The organism is Buttiauxella ferragutiae, from assembly GCF_022637515.1.
Taxonomy (GTDB): Bacteria; Pseudomonadota; Gammaproteobacteria; order Enterobacterales; family Enterobacteriaceae; genus Buttiauxella; species Buttiauxella ferragutiae.
In genome coordinates, this window is sequence record NZ_CP093332.1 from 2,998,431 (window position 1) to 3,016,886 (window position 18,456).

An 18,456-nucleotide genomic window follows, 5' to 3' on the forward strand; every position below is an offset into this window, starting at 1 on the left:
TGTTTTATTCAAGACAAAACACGTTTTTTAAAATAAATTAGCGAGAATAACTTTAGCGCATGTGTTTATTTTTGGATATAACCAGCACCATTAATTGTAGAAATATGACTATATTTTTCGATGGCATAAACATAAAAACTCTGATTCAGCGCCCTCGATCATCCATGTAAAAAAACTATTAATAGCCATCATTGCTTTAGGTGATTTTGTGATAAAAGAGTGGCTTCACAACAACCTGCTGTGCCGTTTAAATAATAGCCAAATTAAGTTATTAAATAATCGCTATGCCAATGCCATTATCGCCAGCACGATGGCGATAGTTCCTCTTTCGATTGTTCGCGGGCTGGTGATTACCGCTTCCGTAATTTGTGACACTGCAGGCTTCAACAACGCCGCGGTGTGGTTCATGCAGTTGCAGATCGGTTTCCTGTCTCTGGCACCGCTGGTGATGAACATCTATATCGCGGTGCACTGGGCAGTGAGAAACCGGCTTTCACAAATTTATTGTATCGCGCTCAGTATCAGCACCCTGATGATCTTCCGCCGTATACTTGATGACAATGCCCAGTTTTTCCTCGACATCAGTATTCCCATGGCTCTGGCATCCGGAATTATCGGTAATGTATTACAAGAAGTCGTCAGTAAAAACCTGCTAAAAATTCGGCAATGGAAAGATAACAATAATATTACGATTATCTCCTTTTTTGTCACATTGGGAATTATCGCCCTGTTCAGCAGCGTAATAAAATTAGGTGCTGAAATCTATGTCACGAATACGATGAATTTCTTCAGCAGTTTGTCGCTGTATTTTTATCCGACAGATTTTCTACACGGTATTTTGTATGTACTGTTACGCAGTGTGCCATGGTTCTTTGGCCTGCATGGTTATTATCTATTTATGGACATTGATGTCGCATTTACTGCCGCGGCTAAAGTCAATATCAGTGAATGGCATGCCGGACATAGCGCACTCAATATTCTCAGCCCGGTGTTTTATGATATGTGGTGTAATTCTGGTGGTACCGGAAATACGCTAAGCCTGATTATCTGCATTTTGATGCAGAAAAAAAACCAGCACCGTCGCTTGCTGAGCGTTGCCGCTCCGATGGCATTGTTTAACATCAATGAACCGCTGATTTTTGGCTTCCCGATTGTCCTCAACCCAGTGATGATCATTCCGTTCGTCCTGACACCGTTATCCGCCTATCTGGTGGCCTATGGCGCGACGTATATGGAACTCATTCCACGGATTTCAGAAATCGTCAGTTGGTCAACACCTGGGCCGCTAAAAGTGTGGCTAGCCAGCGGCCACTCGCCGGTTGCGGTGCTGCTTTATCTGCTGTTGCTTGCTCTTGGCGTGATCATTTATCGCCCTTTCGTCAAAAGCTCATTAAAACAATCCACTGCTGATAATACCGATCTCGATTTACTGACTGGCGAGATGAAAATCAACCAACCGACTGATTTTGAAATGGTGCCCAATTACAGCCATGTGGTTGAGCAAAATAGCTATATCGAAGCCCAGCGGAAAATTGAGAAATTGCAAACCAGCGGTCAGTTCATCCTCTATTTCCAGCCACAGGTTCGTCTTACAGACCGGAAAATCGTCGCCCTTGAAGTGTTGCTCCGCCACCAGAGCGATGACGGCAAGATTACCCCTCCCGTTTTCCTGAAATACTATGAGCGCACCGGCATGATGCCGGAGATTGATTTCTGGGTCATGGAGCACGCGCTGGATTACGTTCGCGAACATATGTCTGATGCCGAAAACATGACGCTCTCGGTCAATATTTCACCGCAGACGCTGATCGACTACCGGCTGCTCAATATCGTCCGTAAAGTGATGGCTAAACCGCTACCCACTGGATGGCAACTGGAATTCGAAATTACCGAGTCGCAAAAGGTGCAGGAACCGGTACGCGTTGCCGAAGTACTGGATAAAATGCGCAGACTGGGAATCAAAATTGCCCTCGATGACTTTGGCTCAGGATATTCCACGCTGCATTATCTGACCCGCTATCCGCTGGATAAAATTAAGCTGGATCGCTCCATGGTGCTGGGTTTAGCCAAGCCAGATGGATTTTGCTTCCTGCAACAAGTCGTGAAATTATGCACAGTTATTCAGTGTGAAATCCTGATTGAAGGCGTTGAAACAGCGCAAGAGTTGGAGCAAGTGCAAGAAGCAGGAATCGAACTGTGTCAGGGGTTTTTATTCCACCGCCCTTTACCAGGCAATGCCGTTTGCCAGTTGCTGGCAGAACAGCACAAACCGATGAGCCCCACCCACCAATCGGTTGCCGCCACGGTGTAATTCAGACATTTCCCCTGAGTTTACATGCCAGATTAGATGCCGGATATTGTCAGCAGAGGCAAACCCTGCTTACATAGCCAGCCAGATGGGGCAAGAACACGCCGTCCCGCTTGTCCTCGTCGCACTCCTGCCTGACAGGAAGCAGCTCTCATAATCTGATAAACCGGTGATTTTCGTTGAAAAAGCTATTTATTCAGTTCTATCTCTTACTGTTCGTCTGCTTCCTGGTGATGACCATGCTGGTTGGCCTGGTGTACAAATTCACTGCCGAACGGGCCGGCCGCCAGTCGCTTGATGATTTAATGAAAAGCTCGCTGTACTTGATGCGTAGCGAGTTACGCGAAATCCCGCCGCGTGACTGGAACAAAACCATTAAAGATCTCGACCTCAACTTGTCCTTTAAACTGCACATCGAGCCGCTTGAAAAATTCAAGCTTGATGACATGACGATGCGCCACCTGCGTGCCGGTGAAATCGTCGCTCTCGACGATGAATACACTTTTATTCAGCGTATTCCTCGCAGCCATTACGTTCTGGCCGTCGGCCCTATTCCTTATCTCTTTTTCTTGCACCAGATGCGTCTGCTGGACGTCGCGCTCATGGCGTTTATTGCCATTTCCCTCGCCTTCCCGGTGTTTATCTGGATGCGCCCGCACTGGAAGGACATGCTCAAACTGGAAACCGCCGCGCAGCGGTTAGGTGCCGGGTATCTTGATGAGCGTATTCATTTCGACAGCGCTTCCAGTTTCGAGAGATTAGGTGTCGCATTTAACCAAATGGCTGACAGTATCAACGCCCAAATTGCCAGTAAGAAAATGTTGATTGACGGGATTGCCCATGAGCTGCGCACGCCGCTGGTGCGTTTGCGTTATCGCCTTGAGATGAGTGATAACCTGACGCAAGCAGAGTCACTGGCGCTGAACCGTGATATTGGCCAACTCGAAGCACTGATTGAAGAACTTCTCACTTACGCACGCCTCGACCGCCCGCAAACGGAGCTGCAACTGGCAAGCGTGGATGTCCCCCGCTGGCTTGATGAACATATTGCCGATGTCAGAATCATTCATCCGCAGCTCACTATTTTGCTGGATACACCAGCCGCCGGTGATTTTGGCCTGATAGACCTGCGCCTGATGGAGCGTGTGACCGATAATCTGGTCAACAACGCGCTGCGTTACAGCAAAGAGAAACTGCGCATCAGCCTGTGGCGCGATAACAAAACCGCAATTTTGCAAGTCGAAGACGATGGCCCCGGCATTCCAGCCGAAGAACGCGAGCGAGTATTTGAACCATTCGTGCGCCTCGACCCTAGCCGCGACCGTGCCACGGGCGGATGTGGATTAGGGCTGGCAATCGTGCACTCCGTTGCCACGGCGATGGAAGGATCGGTGGTGGTGGATAGCGGTGCTCTGGGTGGTGCTCGCTTCCGCTTTAGCTGGCCGATAAAAACCGAATCAGACTGCTGACAAAGGTCACTAAACAGGTTTAGTAGGGTGGATAAGCGATAGCGTCATCCACCATTTTCGCCTGTTGTTACAGATAAAAGTGTCGGATGGCGCTGCGCTTATCCGACCTGTGAAAAAGGTTTGTCATCAGTCTCAATCCCCTCTGCCATTAGCTTCAATGACGCCACCCTGCTAAAAATCCATTGCCACCTGCCTGACCATCACCACACCGATGGTCAGGTTCATCTCCCTATGCTATAAATCAATTAGTATGTTGTAACTAATGGATGGCGAAATGGCTAAATATGATTTGATTGAACGCCTGAACAGTACCTTTCGTGAGATCGAGCGCGACCTGCATCAATTACGTGAACATCTCGAGAGTTATCGATTATTGGTTGGTCGTGTTTTCCCGCTTCCTACGGTAGATAAAGGGAAAGAGCACGATGCGGTGACTAAAATTGAGGTCACGCAACTACTCGGTAAAACCGCGCACCAGGCCACCCTTTCCCACTTTACTCGCCTGTTTATCCAGCAGCAGTCGGAAAAAACCAGCAGTAAGGCCGCTGTGCGCCTACCGGGTGCGGTTTGTTATCAGGTAAACGAGCAGGAACGCGAGCAAACACGAGAACTGATTCAGCGAATTAATCAGCACAAACAAGAGTTTGAAAATATTGTCAGTGTGGAATCAGGTTTAGCCAGCGTGCAGCGTTTTGAGTGGGTACACCGCCAACTACCTGGGCTGATTACGCTCAACACCTATCGCACCATCACGCTGTTGGAAAACCCGGACACGCTCAATTTTGGCTGGGCGAATAAGCAAATCATCAAAAACTATTCCCGGCGTGAGGTGATCGAGATACTTGAGAAGAGCCTGAAAGCAAATCGCGCTGTGCCGCCGTATACCCGCGAACAATGGGCCGAACAAATTACCCGCGAGCTCAATGACATCAGTCGCCTGTCGGATAACGTGCGCCTGAAAATTAAACGTCCCGTCAAGGTGCAGCCTGTGGCTCGCGCATGGTATCAGGCACGCAAAAAACAGGTGCAACATGCCTGCCCTTCGCCGCTGATTGTATTGTGCAATTCTGACAATGGCGAAATGCCGCCTGAAATCGGGGAGTTACTCAATTATGATGCGCAGAATATCCGCCATCGTTATAAGCCGGATGCGCAACCGTTACGGCTGGTGATCCCGCGCCTGCATCTGTATTGCGAAGAGTGAGGCAGGCGCAGTAAAGCTTACTGTTTCATACTGCCGACCATCTCTTCCGGACGCACCCAGGCGTCAAATTCTTCTTCGCTGAGATAACCGAGCTTTAACGCTGATGCCTTCAGTGTCAGCCCTTCTTTATGGGCTTTCTTGGCAATTTCCGCCGCTTTGTCGTAGCCGATGTGTGTATTGAGCGCCGTCACCAGCATCAGCGATTCATTCAGCAATTGGGCGATTCGGTCACGGTTCGGCTCGATGCCTACCGCGCAATGCTCGTTAAAACTTTCCATGCCATCGGCCAACAAACGCACCGATTGCAAGAAGTTGTGAATCACCATCGGGCGGTAGACGTTAAGCTCAAAATTGCCCGATGCGCCGCCGATATTCACAGCCACATCGTTGCCCATCACCTGGCAACACAGCATCGTCATCGCTTCGCACTGCGTTGGGTTAACTTTGCCTGGCATAATTGAACTGCCCGGTTCGTTCTCAGGAATCGCGATTTCACCAATCCCGCAGCGCGGCCCAGAGGACAACCAACGCACGTCGTTGGCAATTTTCATCAGTGACGCCGCCAGCCCTTTTAATGCGCCATGGGCATGCACCAGCGCATCGCAGGTTGCCAGCGCTTCGAATTTATTCGGCGCGGTGATAAACGGTTGCCCGGTAATTTCAGCCAGTTCTTTGGCTACGCGAACGGCATATTCAGGGTGCGTATTCAGCCCGGTTCCCACTGCTGTCCCACCCAGCGCCAGCTCCGCAACATGCGGTAAGCTGTTCTCGACATGCTTAAGATTGTGCTCAAGCATCGCTACCCAGCCGGAAATCTCCTGGCCGAGGGTTAACGGTGTGGCATCTTGTAAATGGGTACGGCCAATTTTGACGATGTCGCGGAAGGCTTCGGCTTTGCTGTGCAACGTTGCTTTCAGCACGTTCAATTGCGGGATAAGTTGTTCGCGCAGCGCAATCACCGCCGCAACGTGCATAGCCGTTGGGAAAACGTCGTTCGAACTTTGGCTTTTATTCACGTCGTCGTTGGGGTGAACTTTACGCTCCATGCCGCGCACACCACCGAGAATTTCACTCGCGCGGTTTGCCAGTACTTCGTTCATATTCATGTTGCTCTGGGTACCAGAGCCGGTTTGCCAGATGGCTAACGGGAATTCATCCGGGTGTTTACCTGCCAGCACTTCATCAGCCGCGTTGATGATGGCGTTGCCGCGCTCAGCCACCAACAGGCCCAAATCCATATTCACCTTCGCGGCTGCCCGTTTGGTTAATGCCAGCGCCTGGATCAGTGCAGTTGGCATTTTTTCAGTGGAAATGCGGAAGTGCTCAAGAGAGCGCTGAGTTTGCGCGCCCCACAGTTTATCTGCCGGGACGTCAATTGGGCCCATTGAGTCTTTTTCACTACGAACGGCTACCATTTCATTCTCCTTTGAGCAAAAAAAACCGCCCTTATGGGCGGCTTGAGTGGTCTACTTCACGCATCGCGTACATTGCGAAGCGTGTATTTTCTGGAAGAAGTCATTGCCCTTGTCATCGACCAGAATAAAGGCTGGGAAGTCTTCGACTTCGATTTTCCAGATAGCTTCCATCCCCAGCTCAGCATACTCAACGCAGTCGAGGCTCTTGATGCTTTGCTGCGCCAGAACCGCTGCCGGGCCGCCGATACTGCCAAGATAGAAACCACCGTGTTTATGGCAGGCATCCGTCACTTGTTGGCTACGGTTACCTTTCGCCAGCATCACCATGCTGCCGCCATTGGCTTGCAATAGATCGACATAAGAGTCCATGCGCCCGGCGGTTGTCGGCCCGAGGGAACCCGACGCATAACCTTCTGGCGTTTTGGCCGGTCCCGCGTAATACACCGGATGATCTTTAATGTATTGCGGCAACCCTTCGCCGTTGTCGATACGCTCTTTGAGTTTAGCGTGGGCGATGTCACGCGCCACAATTATCGTGCCGCTTAAAGAAAGACGGGTAGAAACCGGGTATTGCGATAGCTGCTTGAGGATCTCGCTCATTGGGCGATTCAGGTCGACTTTAATCGCCTCGCCTTCCCCCGCCTGGCGCAGTTCTTGTGGAATGAACTTGCCAGGATTGTGCTCGAGTTTCTCGATCCAGATACCGTCACGGTTGATCTTGGCTTTAATGTTGCGGTCGGCGGAGCAAGAAACGCCCATCCCTACCGGGCATGATGCCCCGTGGCGCGGCAAACGCACAACGCGGATGTCATGCGCGAAATATTTGCCACCGAACTGCGCACCTAACCCCAGATTCTGCGCTTCTTTGAGCAACTCTTCTTCAAGCTGAACATCGCGGAAGGCCTGCCCGTGTTCGTTACCTTCGGTCGGCAGTCCGTCATAGTATTTGGTTGATGCCAGTTTGACTGTTTTCAGCGTGGCTTCAGCTGAAGTGCCACCAATCACAAACGCGACATGGTATGGCGGACACGCGGCAGTACCGAGGCTGCGCATTTTATCGACCAGGTAATCTTTCAGACGGCCAGGACTCAGCAGCGCCTTAGTTTCCTGATACAGATAGGTTTTGTTAGCTGAACCGCCACCTTTGGCGACACAGAGGAATTTGTATTCGTCACCATCGACAGTATAGAGATCGATTTGTGCTGGCAGGTTGGTGCCGGTGTTCACCTCCTGGTACATATCCAGCGCCGCGTTTTGCGAGTAGCGCAGGTTATCTTCAATAAAGGTGTTGTAGACGCCGCGAGACAGCGCTTCTTCATCGCCACCACCTGTCCAGACACGTTGGCCTTTTTTACCCATGATTATCGCCGTACCGGTATCCTGGCAGGTCGGCAAGATACCTTTGGCGGCGATTTCAGAGTTACGCAGGAATTGCAGCGCGACGTACTTATCGTTTTCGCTGGCTTCAGGATCATTGAGGATATCGGCCACTTGCTGCTGATGGGCCGGGCGCAACATAAACGAGGCATCGTGGAAGGCGTGTTGGGTCAGTAACGTGAGGGCTTTGGGGTCAACTTTCAGGACTTCCTGCCCTTCGAACTCCGACACTGAAACATAATCACTGCTTAGCAAGTAGTATTCAGTTTCATCTTTTTTTAACGGGAACGGCTCTTGATAATGAAAGGCTTTGTTCGGCATTGTTCTCTCACTTACGACATTAGCTACGTTAACTATTTATGGCTTCGGGTACAGTAAACCTGCACCGTGTTAAAAATGAATCACAATATGCTACACAGTTTTTTAACAAAAACTGAGACTAATACGACTTTTTACTCCCCAGGTTACTTCATCACAGATAATTGGTTTAATAGCCGGAACTTTATCTACATTACTACAGGGCTTGATAATGCAAAAACTGATCAACTCAGTGCAAAACTACGCATGGGGAAGTAAAACTGCGTTAACGGAACTTTATAGTGTGCAAAATCCGCAAAACCTGCCAATGGCAGAACTGTGGATGGGTGCACACCCGAAAAGCAGCTCAAAAATTCTTGATAATGGTCAGGCGCGTTCACTGCGTGATGTGATTGATGCGAACAAACCCGCACTGTTGGGCAAGGCCGTTGCAGAGCGTTTTGGCGAGTTACCTTTCCTCTTTAAAGTGCTATGTGCCGATCAACCGCTTTCCATCCAGGTGCATCCTAACAAGAAAGCATCTGAGTTAGGTTTTGCCAAAGAGAACGCGGCAGGTATCCCGTTAGATGCTGCTGAGCGTAACTACAAAGATCCAAACCATAAACCTGAACTGGTGTTTGCCTTAACGCCGTTCCTCGCCATGAACGCCTTCCGCGAATTTGCTGACATTGTTTCGCTTTTGCAGCCAGTTTCCGGTGCACATCCTGCCATCGCTCACTTCTTACAACAGCCTGATGCTGAATGTTTGTCACAGCTTTTCGCCAGCTTGCTGAATATGAAAGGTGATGAAAAGTCCCTTGCGTTGGGCGTATTGAAAGCCGCTCTTAATAATCAACAGGGTGAGCCATGGGAAACCATTCGGGTGATTTCTGAGTTCTACCCGGATGACAGTGGTTTGTTCTCACCATTGCTATTAAATGTCGTGAAATTGCAGCCAGGCGAAGCGATGTTCCTGTTTGCCGAAACCCCGCATGCCTACCTGAAGGGTGTGGCGCTGGAAGTGATGGCGAACTCCGATAACGTGCTGCGTGCCGGTCTGACGCCAAAATACATCGATATTCCTGAACTGGTCGCAAACGTGAAGTTTGAACCTAAACCGGCGGCAGAGTTGTTAACTCAGCCAGTGAAACTGGCAAACGAGCTGGACTTCCCTATTCCGGTTGATGACTTCGCGTTCTCTTTGCACGATCTCAGCGCGCAAAAGACCGAGCTTGCGCAAACCAGTGCGGCCATCGTTTTCTGTACCGAAGGCGAAGCAGTCTTGAGCAAGGACCAACAGCAACTGGTACTCAAACCTGGTGAGTCGGCGTTTATCTCCGCCGAAGAATCACCGGTTGCTATTAGCGGCGTTGGCCGTGTGGCTCGCGTCTATTCCAAAATCTGAGTTTGAAGTAACTTACTGATCTTTTAATTCAGGATTGCTAAGCTTCACAGGATAGATTTCTTAAATGCCGGTTGGCATTTCAATCGTCTGCTGGAGGACTACCAGCAGACGCACTTTATATGGACGACGACTGAATGAAAAAATCACTGGTTGCTGTAGGTGTCATTGTGGCTCTGGGTGTGGTGTGGACAGGTACTGCCTGGTACACCGGTAAACAGCTTGAAGGCCGCATGGCGGAGATGGTGGCTAACGCTAACGCCGAATTGAACAAAGCCTCACCGGAAGCTGGTTTAACGCTAAGCTACCAGGACTATCAGCGTGGTCTGTTCCACAGCTCAATGCAGTTAGTTATCAAACCGAAAGCAGGAGTGACCAGTGCCATTCTCAGGCCTGAGCAAAGTATCGTATTCAATGAAACTATTGATCACGGCCCATTCCCCTTCGCACAACTGAAAAAATTCAATCTGCTGCCGGCCATGGCATCCGTTCACACCACGCTGGTCAATAACCCGACCACTAAACCTTTATTTGATATCGCTAAAGGGCAGTCATTTATTGATGCACAAACGCGTATCGGCTATAGCGGTGATACCTCTTCAGATATCAATTTGCTGCCACTGGACTACGTTAAAGGCGATGAAAAAGTGGCCTTCAGCGGCGGTCAATTCAAAGCGGATGTCGATGGTAACGGTGACAAAATTGCTATCAGCGGAGAAGCACAAAGCGGCCTGGTGAATACCACCAACGAATATGGCCAAAAAGTACTGATGACATTCAATGGCATCAAAACCGAAGGCAATAGCAGCCGTAGCGAATTTATCGAACGTATTGGTAGCCAAAAAGGTTCTATCGACAAACTCGCGGTTTCCATCGAAGGCAAAGAGATGGCCGTGGTGGAAGGTTTAGGTATCGATGCCAAATCCGAATTGCAGGAAGATAAAAAACATCTTTCTGGTCAAATCGATTACACCCTGAAGTCGCTCAAAGTACAGAGCAAAGATCTTGGTAGTGGCAAATTGACGGTAAAAATTGGCAACCTTGATGGTGCGGCCGTGCAAGAGTTCAGCAAGTTGTACAATGCTGAGTCGCAAAAACTGCTGGCAGACCCGGCAACGGCGAAAGATCCAGATATTTATCAGCAGCGAATTGTTGAGCTGTTTGCCGCTAACCTGCCACTGTTGTTAAAAGGCGATCCGGTCATTACCATTGCACCGTTGAGCTGGAAGAATGCCAAAGGCGAAAGTACCTTTAACCTCTCACTGTTCCTGAAAGACCCATCAACCGCTACTGGCGAGCCAACCTCTCAGGAAGAACAGATTAATCGCGTGGTGAAATCCCTCGATAGCAAGCTGGTGATTCCAGTGGATATGGCGACAGAGTTAATGACTCAGATTGCACAGCTTGAAGGGTATCAGCCAGCCGAGGCCGCTAAACTTGCCGAGCAACAAATTAAAGGCATGGCCGCAATGGGGCAAATGTTCCGTGTGACCACAATGGACGGAAATAACGTGGTTTCCAGCCTGCAATATTCCAATAGTCAGGTCACGTTGAACGGCCAGAAAATGCCACTGAGCGAACTGTTTGGCATGTTTGGTTTACCAGATACCGGTGCCGAGCCAGCGCCTGAACTGGAAGTGCCACCGGTTCCAGCACTGCCTGCGGTTCCCGCGGTTCCACAACAGTAAGTATTGGTTTAGTTTGATAGAGCCTCCTGCGGGAGGCTTTTTTATCTCCTAGCCATTTAGTTAAGAATGAAGTTAGTGATACTTAAAATAAAAAATGAGTTGGCAAAGCTCTCCAAAATATAATTCAACACTTTGCCTTAGCACTTCACCAGAAATACCAAAATATTAATCATTACTCACATATCAATTAAAAAAAACTCATTAAATTGACAATCCGCATAAACTTCACATTCAAAATACCTTCTAATTATTGATATTGTTTTTTAGAAAAAAACGTTATTTCATTCATCATAAAAATGAATCCCACTAATACATAAATAGATACGCATTCTTTTATTTCAGAAAAAGGAAAGGAATATATATGGAATTCCGTAATCGGACTCCATTTTCAGTGATGGAATACGCAATGGATGATAAGCATAACGAACGTCATCGGGTGGTTGCCATGAAAACCGGCTTCCGGCTGGTACAGGATGCTGAGGGACTGTGGCAGGCACTACTGATGGAAAACCCGGTGCTACCGTTATGTGTGGAAGATGAATATGCCGGTGAGATGAACCTTTCCCCGGTTCTGCGTGAAAGTGACCTCGCCCCGCTGAAACCTCTCTGCGATATCATCGTCAACGGTACCGCTTATACACCTGGCGGGGCTGCCGCGCAGGAAATGACGGCAGGTATACAGATGTACTCACCTTCAGGCGAAGTACTGGTGGACAAGAAACTGCAGGTAACAGGCAGACGCTTTTACCAGCGCCAGGCGCTAACCGGGGAGTGGTATGACACAGAGCCGGAGCCATTTACTTCCCTGCCGCTGGATTACCGTTACGCCTTTGGCGGCGAGTGTCGCATAGAGGCTGATAGTCATCACGCTGAGCGCATTCCCGAAGAATACCTCCTGACAGATGTGCAACGCCGCGAACATCCCGACCAGAACAACCCACCGCTGGCGCATATGGCCTGCCCGGTGAACCCTTTGGGGCTGGGTTACATGCAGCCATGGTATCTGCACGCCTGCGAGGTTCAGCAGGTTGAAGCTCCCCGTATCATCGCGCTGGACGCCCCCTTTACCCTCAAACAATTCGTTGCCTGCCTTGACGGGAAAGCCGACTGGTTTGCTTCCGAATATCAGCCTGCCGGCTTTGGTTGTATCGGTCGCGCCTGGTTGCCACGCCTGCCGCTGGCAGGAACCTACGACCAGCAATGGCTGGAAACGCAGCACCCCGACCTGCCGGATGATTTTGATTTTGGCTACTGGAATGGAGCACCGCATACCCAGCAGATTCGGTATCCCGAACCGGGACCAGAATTTGTGCTGACAGGCTTTCACCCGGATGGGGATATCCGTTTTATCCTTCCAGCGCATCAGGCAATGGTGTTACTCCGAATGAACATCGGTGGGCTGATACCACAACTGTTATGGATAGATACCCTGGCAATAAATACCGACACGTTCACTGTCGCACTGACCTGGCGCTACCGGCTACCCGTCCGCAATGATATCCGGGTAATGGAAGCCCGCTATCGCACCGAAGGGAAATGAATATGGCGATTAATTATATTGCACGCCAGGACATCCAGTGGCTGGTGATCAGTACCAAACCCGATGTCTGTAAGACACCCATGGGTCCAGCAATTCCCCCGGTCCCCTATCCAGTAACGGCTAGCATGGCCGATGCCATGAATGTGATCCCTAATGTGAGGGCGAATGGCGGCCCGCTGCTGGTACTTGATCAGAGCTTCATGCCCCGGACAAAAGGAGATGAAGCTGGTATCGCGAAGGGAGTGTCGAGTGGCACCGTCGGTGATATCTGCGAACCGCTGGCACACAGTCAGACCGTGCGGGCTGGGGGGAAACCCGTTTTGCGTCATGACGATATATTCTGGATGAATGCCCGTAATACCACGGGCATTATTGTTGGCCAGCCTCCGGCAGCGATTGTATCCGCCCACGATGCTGACCCTGCCATTCAGACTGAAACTGCAGAGGAAAAGGGGTTCTTTCAATCCCTGTTAACATCATATGTCGAGTATCAGCTTCAAAAGGCTCGGGCAATAGCCGACACGGCAAACTCTGTTCAGAACGCGACCACAGATTTTTTCACCGACCATACGCCTGACGATGTTATGAATAGCCAGGCAATAGGTGCAATGCTGAGTGCTGGGAGTTATTACAATATGTCTGCTGAAACGGCGCGGAACATTGCCGAGCAGATAGGCGGAGAGGCGCTTGAAAACTTTAATACTATAGACACACCGCAGAACCGGGCGCTAATGCAGGCAGTTCAGGGAATGATGATGGCATATTCTCTGCGATCTGCGGGGGGCATAGACATGGATGGTGCCAGGGTCAAAGGAAAAACAAAGGGTCAGGCAGGAGAAGGGGAAAACTTTTCATTATCTTTTTGCACCAAAGCGGGTGAGCCTGTTGATGTGGTAACTGGCGATTTTCTTCAGCAACTGAGTGTCCTGGCCCTGCCAGGCACCTTGCCTCTACCCCTCTCGCGCACCTACCGTTCGCAAGCCAGAACTGGTGGTCTGTTCGGCCCGAAATGGACCGATGAATGGTCTACATCTCTGACGGTACACGACGGTGATTTACACTTCACCGACCACGAAGGCGTGGTGCTCTATTACCCCATTCCTCAGGACGGTATTTTCCACGAAGCTGTTAACTCTCGTCAGACGCATTACCGTTTGATGGGGGATATTCGCGATAAACTGTCCGTTTTTGACCGTCGTTCGCAACAGACCCAGGTGTTTTCCCCGGCAGGCTGCGGAACTTATTTACTCTCCACTATTTATGACCGTTACGGCAACCGCATTGACTTTATCCGCACAGATGATCTGCTGACTGAAATCCGCCACAGCGACGGTTACACGCTCGCCCTTGACTGGCAGAACCGGCAACTGATGAGCATTGACCTGGTCACCCCTCAACGCCAGCGCCTTGTCACCTGCCACTATGACAGCAACGGTTTTCTCGCTGAATGCGACACCTTCCAGTTCACCCATCTGTGGCACGAATACTCTCCTGAAGGGTTTATGACCCGCTGGCGGGATACGGATAAAACCTGTGTCGATATCAGCTATGACATGCAGGGCCGGGTCATCAGCACACAGTCAACCGAAGGCTATTACAGTGACCACTTTATCTATAACGATGAAGAAAAATGTACCACCTACCAGGATGCGGAGGGCGGAGAAACCCGTTACTGGTACAACGAAGATCGCCTGGTTACCCGCAGCACCGACCCGCTGGGACGGGAAGAAATCACGGTGTGGGAGAACACCCAGCTTCAGTCACGCACCGATGCCCTTGGGCGCACCACTGAATATCACTATAACGATGAAGGCGATATCCGCCATGTCGCCCTCCCCGGCGGCCACAGTCTCTGGTACGAGTACAACGACGCCGGACAGCTCACCCGCCTGACCACACCGGGCGACCAGCAATGGCTGTGGGCTTACGACGAGCTCGGCAGCGTGGTCAGCCTCACTGACCCGCAGGGCCGGAGCCAGCAGTTCAGCTACAGCGAACAGGGCGATTTACAGGCTCATATTCTTCCCGGCGGCGCGACCTGGCGCTGGAGCCATGATGCCCTGCACCAGGTGCGCGAAACCACTGCCCCGAATGGCGGTATCACACACACAGAACAGGATATGCTGGGCCGTCTGCTGAGTGTCAAAGACCCGCTGGGCTTCACCACGCAGTTCCGCCACAGCAAAAAACATGCCGGGCCACAGGGTAGCATCGAGGAAATTAACCGCCCCGACGGTGTGCGCGAACTGATGCGTCAGAACAGTGAAAAACTGCCCGAAAGCTTCACTGACGGGGAAGGAAAAACCACCCGTTATGAATACGGTGCATTCGACCTGCTGACGGCGGTGATACGCCCGGACGGTGAACGGCTGGAATGCCGTTACGATAAACTCACCCGCCTGACTGAAATCACCAACGCCGCCGGTGAGCACTACCGTCTGACCTACGACAAAGCCGGGCAACTTATTGCGGAAACCGACTTTACCGGCAGAATGCTGAATTACCGCTACGACGCCGCAGGCCACTGTATCTGCACTTCTTTCCCGGATGGCGCCCACCTTAACCGGGTATATAACGTCACCGACCAGGTCGTACGCGAGGACGTCACTCAGGGCGACAGCACCCGCGTACTCAGTGCCACCCTATTCCGCTATGACACCCTCTGCCGTCTGGTCGAAGCAAAGAATGACGATGCTACCGTCAATTATGAATATGATGAGGCCGGTCGCCTTACTGCCGAAATTCTCAACGGCCGACGCACTGAATATACATGGGAAAAAGAACGCGACTATATCTCACAACGCACCACTGAAGGACTCACCGAACACTTCACCCGTGGATTAATGGGAGAGCTGACACAGTGGCAGATAGCAGACCATGCGCCACTGACCTTCACCCACGACCTGCGCGGCCACGAAATCACCCGACAGAGTGACACCGGCTTCCGTCAGCAACTGGGTTACACACCAACCGGGATGCTGACGCAGCAACAGGTCGGCAATCCGGCAGAGCTGAATCCGCACGACCGGCGCAACAAAACCCTGCACCGCCAGTGGCTGTATGACAAAGCTTATAACCTGACCATGATTGCCGACTCACTGCGCGGTACCGCAGTTCACACCCTGACCGCGAACGACCAGATAAGCCACGCCACCTGGACCGGCAACAGCAGTGTGCCGATGCGCGAAGAACGCTTCACCTATGACCAGAACCTCAATATCACCCGCCGCCAGACCTGGGTGAATGACGTAATGGAAAGTGAGGCCTACCAGCAACAGCAGCATGGCCGGGTCGCATCGCGGGAGCACAAAGCCTGGCGGCACACCACTTCGCGCATCAACCCCGACAGCGGGAAACCCGAAGACGGAAAATTTGTCCGGGTGGTGAACGAACACAACATCACCTGGAAATACGATGTTAACGGGCGTCTGGTGGAAAAACTGGTGGATAAAGGCGGCTATCGCCCTCTTCAGTGGCGCTACCGCTGGGACGCCAGAAGCCAGCTCACCGCGCTGGAAACCCCGGACGGCGAACGCTGGGAATACCGCTACGACCCGTCTGGCAGGCGCATCAGCAAACGCTGCACCAACCGCGAGAAAACCGGTTACGACTTCCACTGGAATGGTGACCAGCTGACCGAAGAAATCCCGGTGTATGCCGGTGGCCCCCCGGCATATGACGACAGTATCCGCTGGATTTACGAACCAGGCAGCTTCACACCGCTGGCACGTTATGAAAAAGGCCAGTTGCACTATGCCGTCACAGACACTGTCGGTCGTATTCAGGAATTACTGACCGAAGACGGCACCATCGTCTGGCGCGGCAAGCAACAGCTCTGGGGTCGGGAAGAAAGTGCTAACGATGACAACCTGAGTTGCAGGCTGCGCTTTCCGGGGCAATACGAAGACACAGAATCCGGGTTGCACTACAACCGCTTCCGTTACTATGATAGTGAAACGGGACAGTACATTTCGGCAGACCCGATAGGGCTGCTGGGTGGGGTGAACCCTTACGGGTATGTGGCGAATCCGCTGAGTTGGGTTGACCCGCTGGGGCTGATTGCGATTTATGAAGATGCTCCTTATCACGGAAAAACCGATAATTCAGTTAAAAGCCGAGCACCAACAAATGGGCAAGGAGCTTTAGATAACTCCACCCAAGTTAAATCGACATCACCTCGACGAGTTGGAGTTGATAATGCAACTGGCGAATTCGTTGTTTTAGATAAAACACGAACATTACCTAATGGCGATGATATCTATCATGGACATGTAAGATCGTGGAATGATCTGCATGTTGACCAACAAAATGCGTTGAAAAATACTCGCAAAGTAAATAAGAAAGGAAAATGCTGTGGATAATTATTCAAAAGCAGAGCTTAATGAGCTATTGCATAAATCCACTGATGTAAAAGTTATAAGTGATGCGCTTTTATATGCAACATTTAATATTGATGATGTTGATTGGATTGAAGATTATTGTCTTTCGCTGCTTAACTGTGATAACGATGATATAAGCGGACTTGCAATAACATGTTTAGGTCATGTGGCTAGAATTCATTCAAAAATTAACAAAGAAAAAGTTATCCCAGTTCTTATGAGTAAAAAAAGTAACCATAACTTGATTGGAAGAATTGAAGATGCAATGGATGATATAAATATGTTCGCAACAGATTGATTCAATATCAATTTATTGCGATGACAAAAAGCAGGAAAGATCATCCCGACCTTTCCTGCTTTTTCATTTAACTCGCTATGCCCTGTAATGCAGATTTAATATTCAGATTAGCCAGATTAATTTCCCGCAGTTGCTGACGTAGCACTTCCTGCTCATGCTTCAGCGCGTCAACTTCTTCGCTGTCTTTAATAATCACAATGCAGCCGTCCGATATTTTAACGGTGAGATGTGCACCCGTCTCAAATCCCGTCTCTTTCAGCCATTTACCCTTTAAATGAATATTGGGAGTGCCGGTATCGCCCCGGTTCGGTACATAGCCGACAATAACGCCGACGTTTGAGGAAAGAGTTCAGTAGCTGTACGAGCCGGCGGCACTAACGCCTGTCGCGCGGCATGCGAAGGGAAAACTGCACTATGCCGTCACAGACACCGTCGGCCGCATTCAGGAATTACTGACCGAAGACGGCACCATCGTCTGGCGCGGCAAGCAACAGCTCTGGGGTCGTGAAGAAAGTGCTAACGATGGCAACCTGAGTTGCAGACTGCGCTTTCCGGGGCAATACGAAGACACAGAATCCGGGTTGCACTACAACCGCTTCCGTTACTATGATAGTGAGGCGGGGCAGTACATTTCAGCAGACCCTATCGGCTTGGCGGGTGGGCTGAATCCTTACGGGTATGTGGCGAATCCGTTGAGGTGGGTTGATCCGCTGGGGCTGGCTTGTTGTCCTACTAAAAAGACAACTTACGATGGCAGTGGCCGGAAAGATGCATTCAGACAGGCTAAACGAGACGCTGGAATCCCAATGAATCAGCAGTCTCAATCAGTTACAAAACCTGATTTATTAGATGGTAGTGGTAAGAAATTATTAAACAGTAACGGACAGCCAATAAAAACAAGACAATATGAATTTACTACTGATAATGGAAACTCTGTCTTTATACAAGAGCATAGTTTAGGTCATACCAAGGCTACGCCAGGGCATGGGGCTGAACCACATTTTAATGTCAGACCACCTGAGAATTTGAATACAGGTAGTGTACCTGGAACTCATGGTCATTATAACTTTTGAAAGGAG

11 protein-coding genes and 2 pseudogenes are annotated in these 18,456 nt (G+C 50.4%); 9 read left to right on the forward strand and 4 right to left on the reverse strand.

The genetic code is table 11. The features are described 5' to 3' along the window. Positions 1–208 precede the first annotated feature (208 nt). The 3 genes from MNO13_RS13810 to tus all read left to right on the forward strand — a co-directional run bounded on the left by MNO13_RS13810 (position 209) and on the right by tus (position 4,981). Positions 209–2,311, forward strand: a complete 2,103-nt coding sequence (locus MNO13_RS13810; protein ID WP_064547225.1) for an EAL domain-containing protein — start codon at positions 209–211, stop codon at positions 2,309–2,311. A gap of 176 nt (positions 2,312–2,487) precedes the next feature. Next, entirely contained in the window at positions 2,488–3,777 is a 1,290-nt protein-coding gene (gene rstB, locus MNO13_RS13815) for a two-component system sensor histidine kinase RstB (RefSeq protein WP_241938900.1), read from the forward strand. Between the two features lie 274 nt (positions 3,778–4,051). Beyond that, positions 4,052–4,981: a DNA replication terminus site-binding protein gene (gene tus, locus MNO13_RS13820; RefSeq protein ID WP_241938901.1), complete on the forward strand. Its 930-nt coding sequence runs from the start codon at positions 4,052–4,054 to the stop codon at positions 4,979–4,981. 17 nt (positions 4,982–4,998) lie between these two features. On the opposite strand, the gene fumC is transcribed toward tus, so the two are convergent. After that, positions 4,999–6,396 (reverse strand): class II fumarate hydratase, encoded by a 1,398-nt coding sequence (fumC, locus tag MNO13_RS13825; protein ID WP_064547228.1) that lies wholly within the window; start codon positions 6,394–6,396, stop codon positions 4,999–5,001. Positions 6,397–6,447: 51 nt separating this feature from the next. Then, positions 6,448–8,094, reverse strand: a complete 1,647-nt coding sequence (fumA, locus tag MNO13_RS13830) for a class I fumarate hydratase FumA (RefSeq protein ID WP_064547229.1) — start codon at positions 8,092–8,094, stop codon at positions 6,448–6,450. A 208-nt stretch (positions 8,095–8,302) separates the two neighbouring features. On the opposite strand from fumA, the gene manA reads away from it, so the two are divergent. The 5 genes from manA to MNO13_RS13855 all read left to right on the forward strand — a co-directional run bounded on the left by manA (position 8,303) and on the right by MNO13_RS13855 (position 17,377). Beyond that, positions 8,303–9,475: a mannose-6-phosphate isomerase gene (manA, locus tag MNO13_RS13835; protein ID WP_232886793.1), complete on the forward strand. Its 1,173-nt coding sequence runs from the start codon at positions 8,303–8,305 to the stop codon at positions 9,473–9,475. 134 nt (positions 9,476–9,609) lie between these two features. Next, entirely contained in the window at positions 9,610–11,160 is a 1,551-nt protein-coding gene (locus tag MNO13_RS13840) for a YdgA family protein (RefSeq protein WP_241938902.1), read from the forward strand. Between the two features lie 361 nt (positions 11,161–11,521). Next, a complete protein-coding gene (locus MNO13_RS13845; RefSeq protein ID WP_241938903.1) occupies positions 11,522–12,700 on the forward strand; it encodes a DUF2169 family type VI secretion system accessory protein in 1,179 nt (392 codons plus the stop codon). A gap of 2 nt (positions 12,701–12,702) precedes the next feature. Continuing rightward, positions 12,703–17,061 carry a PAAR-like domain-containing protein gene (locus tag MNO13_RS13850; protein ID WP_241938904.1) on the forward strand — a complete coding sequence of 1,453 codons (4,359 nt, stop codon included), beginning with the start codon at positions 12,703–12,705 and terminating at the stop codon, positions 17,059–17,061. Continuing rightward, positions 17,054–17,377, forward strand: a complete 324-nt coding sequence (locus tag MNO13_RS13855; protein ID WP_232886795.1) for a hypothetical protein — start codon at positions 17,054–17,056, stop codon at positions 17,375–17,377. Before MNO13_RS13850 ends, MNO13_RS13855 begins: the two co-directional genes overlap by 8 nt. A 67-nt stretch (positions 17,378–17,444) precedes the next feature. Here MNO13_RS13855 and MNO13_RS24360 read toward each other — a convergent pair whose 3' ends face one another. Next, complete coding sequence (locus tag MNO13_RS24360; protein WP_277881107.1) at positions 17,445–17,573, reverse strand: hypothetical protein; 129 nt, start codon at positions 17,571–17,573, stop codon at positions 17,445–17,447. 51 nt (positions 17,574–17,624) lie between these two features. Further along, a pseudogene (locus MNO13_RS24395) lies at positions 17,625–17,702 on the reverse strand (SymE family type I addiction module toxin); the annotation flags it as partial. Between the two features lie 31 nt (positions 17,703–17,733). Between MNO13_RS24395 and MNO13_RS13865 the strand changes: the two are divergent. After that, a pseudogene (locus tag MNO13_RS13865) lies at positions 17,734–18,450 on the forward strand (HNH/endonuclease VII fold putative polymorphic toxin); the annotation flags it as partial. Positions 18,451–18,456 lie beyond the last annotated feature (6 nt).

Coding starts and splice junctions, on each gene's coding strand:
- tus (WP_241938901.1), top strand. CDS start 4,052: ATGGCTAAATATGATTTGATTGAACGCCTGAACAGTACCTTTCGTGAG.
- fumC (WP_064547228.1), bottom strand. CDS start 6,396: ATGGTAGCCGTTCGTAGTGAAAAAGACTCAATGGGCCCAATTGACGTC.
- fumA (WP_064547229.1), bottom strand. CDS start 8,094: ATGCCGAACAAAGCCTTTCATTATCAAGAGCCGTTCCCGTTAAAAAAA.
- manA (WP_232886793.1), top strand. CDS start 8,303: ATGCAAAAACTGATCAACTCAGTGCAAAACTACGCATGGGGAAGTAAA.
- MNO13_RS13840 (WP_241938902.1), top strand. CDS start 9,610: ATGAAAAAATCACTGGTTGCTGTAGGTGTCATTGTGGCTCTGGGTGTG.
- MNO13_RS13845 (WP_241938903.1), top strand. CDS start 11,522: ATGGAATTCCGTAATCGGACTCCATTTTCAGTGATGGAATACGCAATG.
- MNO13_RS13850 (WP_241938904.1), top strand. CDS start 12,703: ATGGCGATTAATTATATTGCACGCCAGGACATCCAGTGGCTGGTGATC.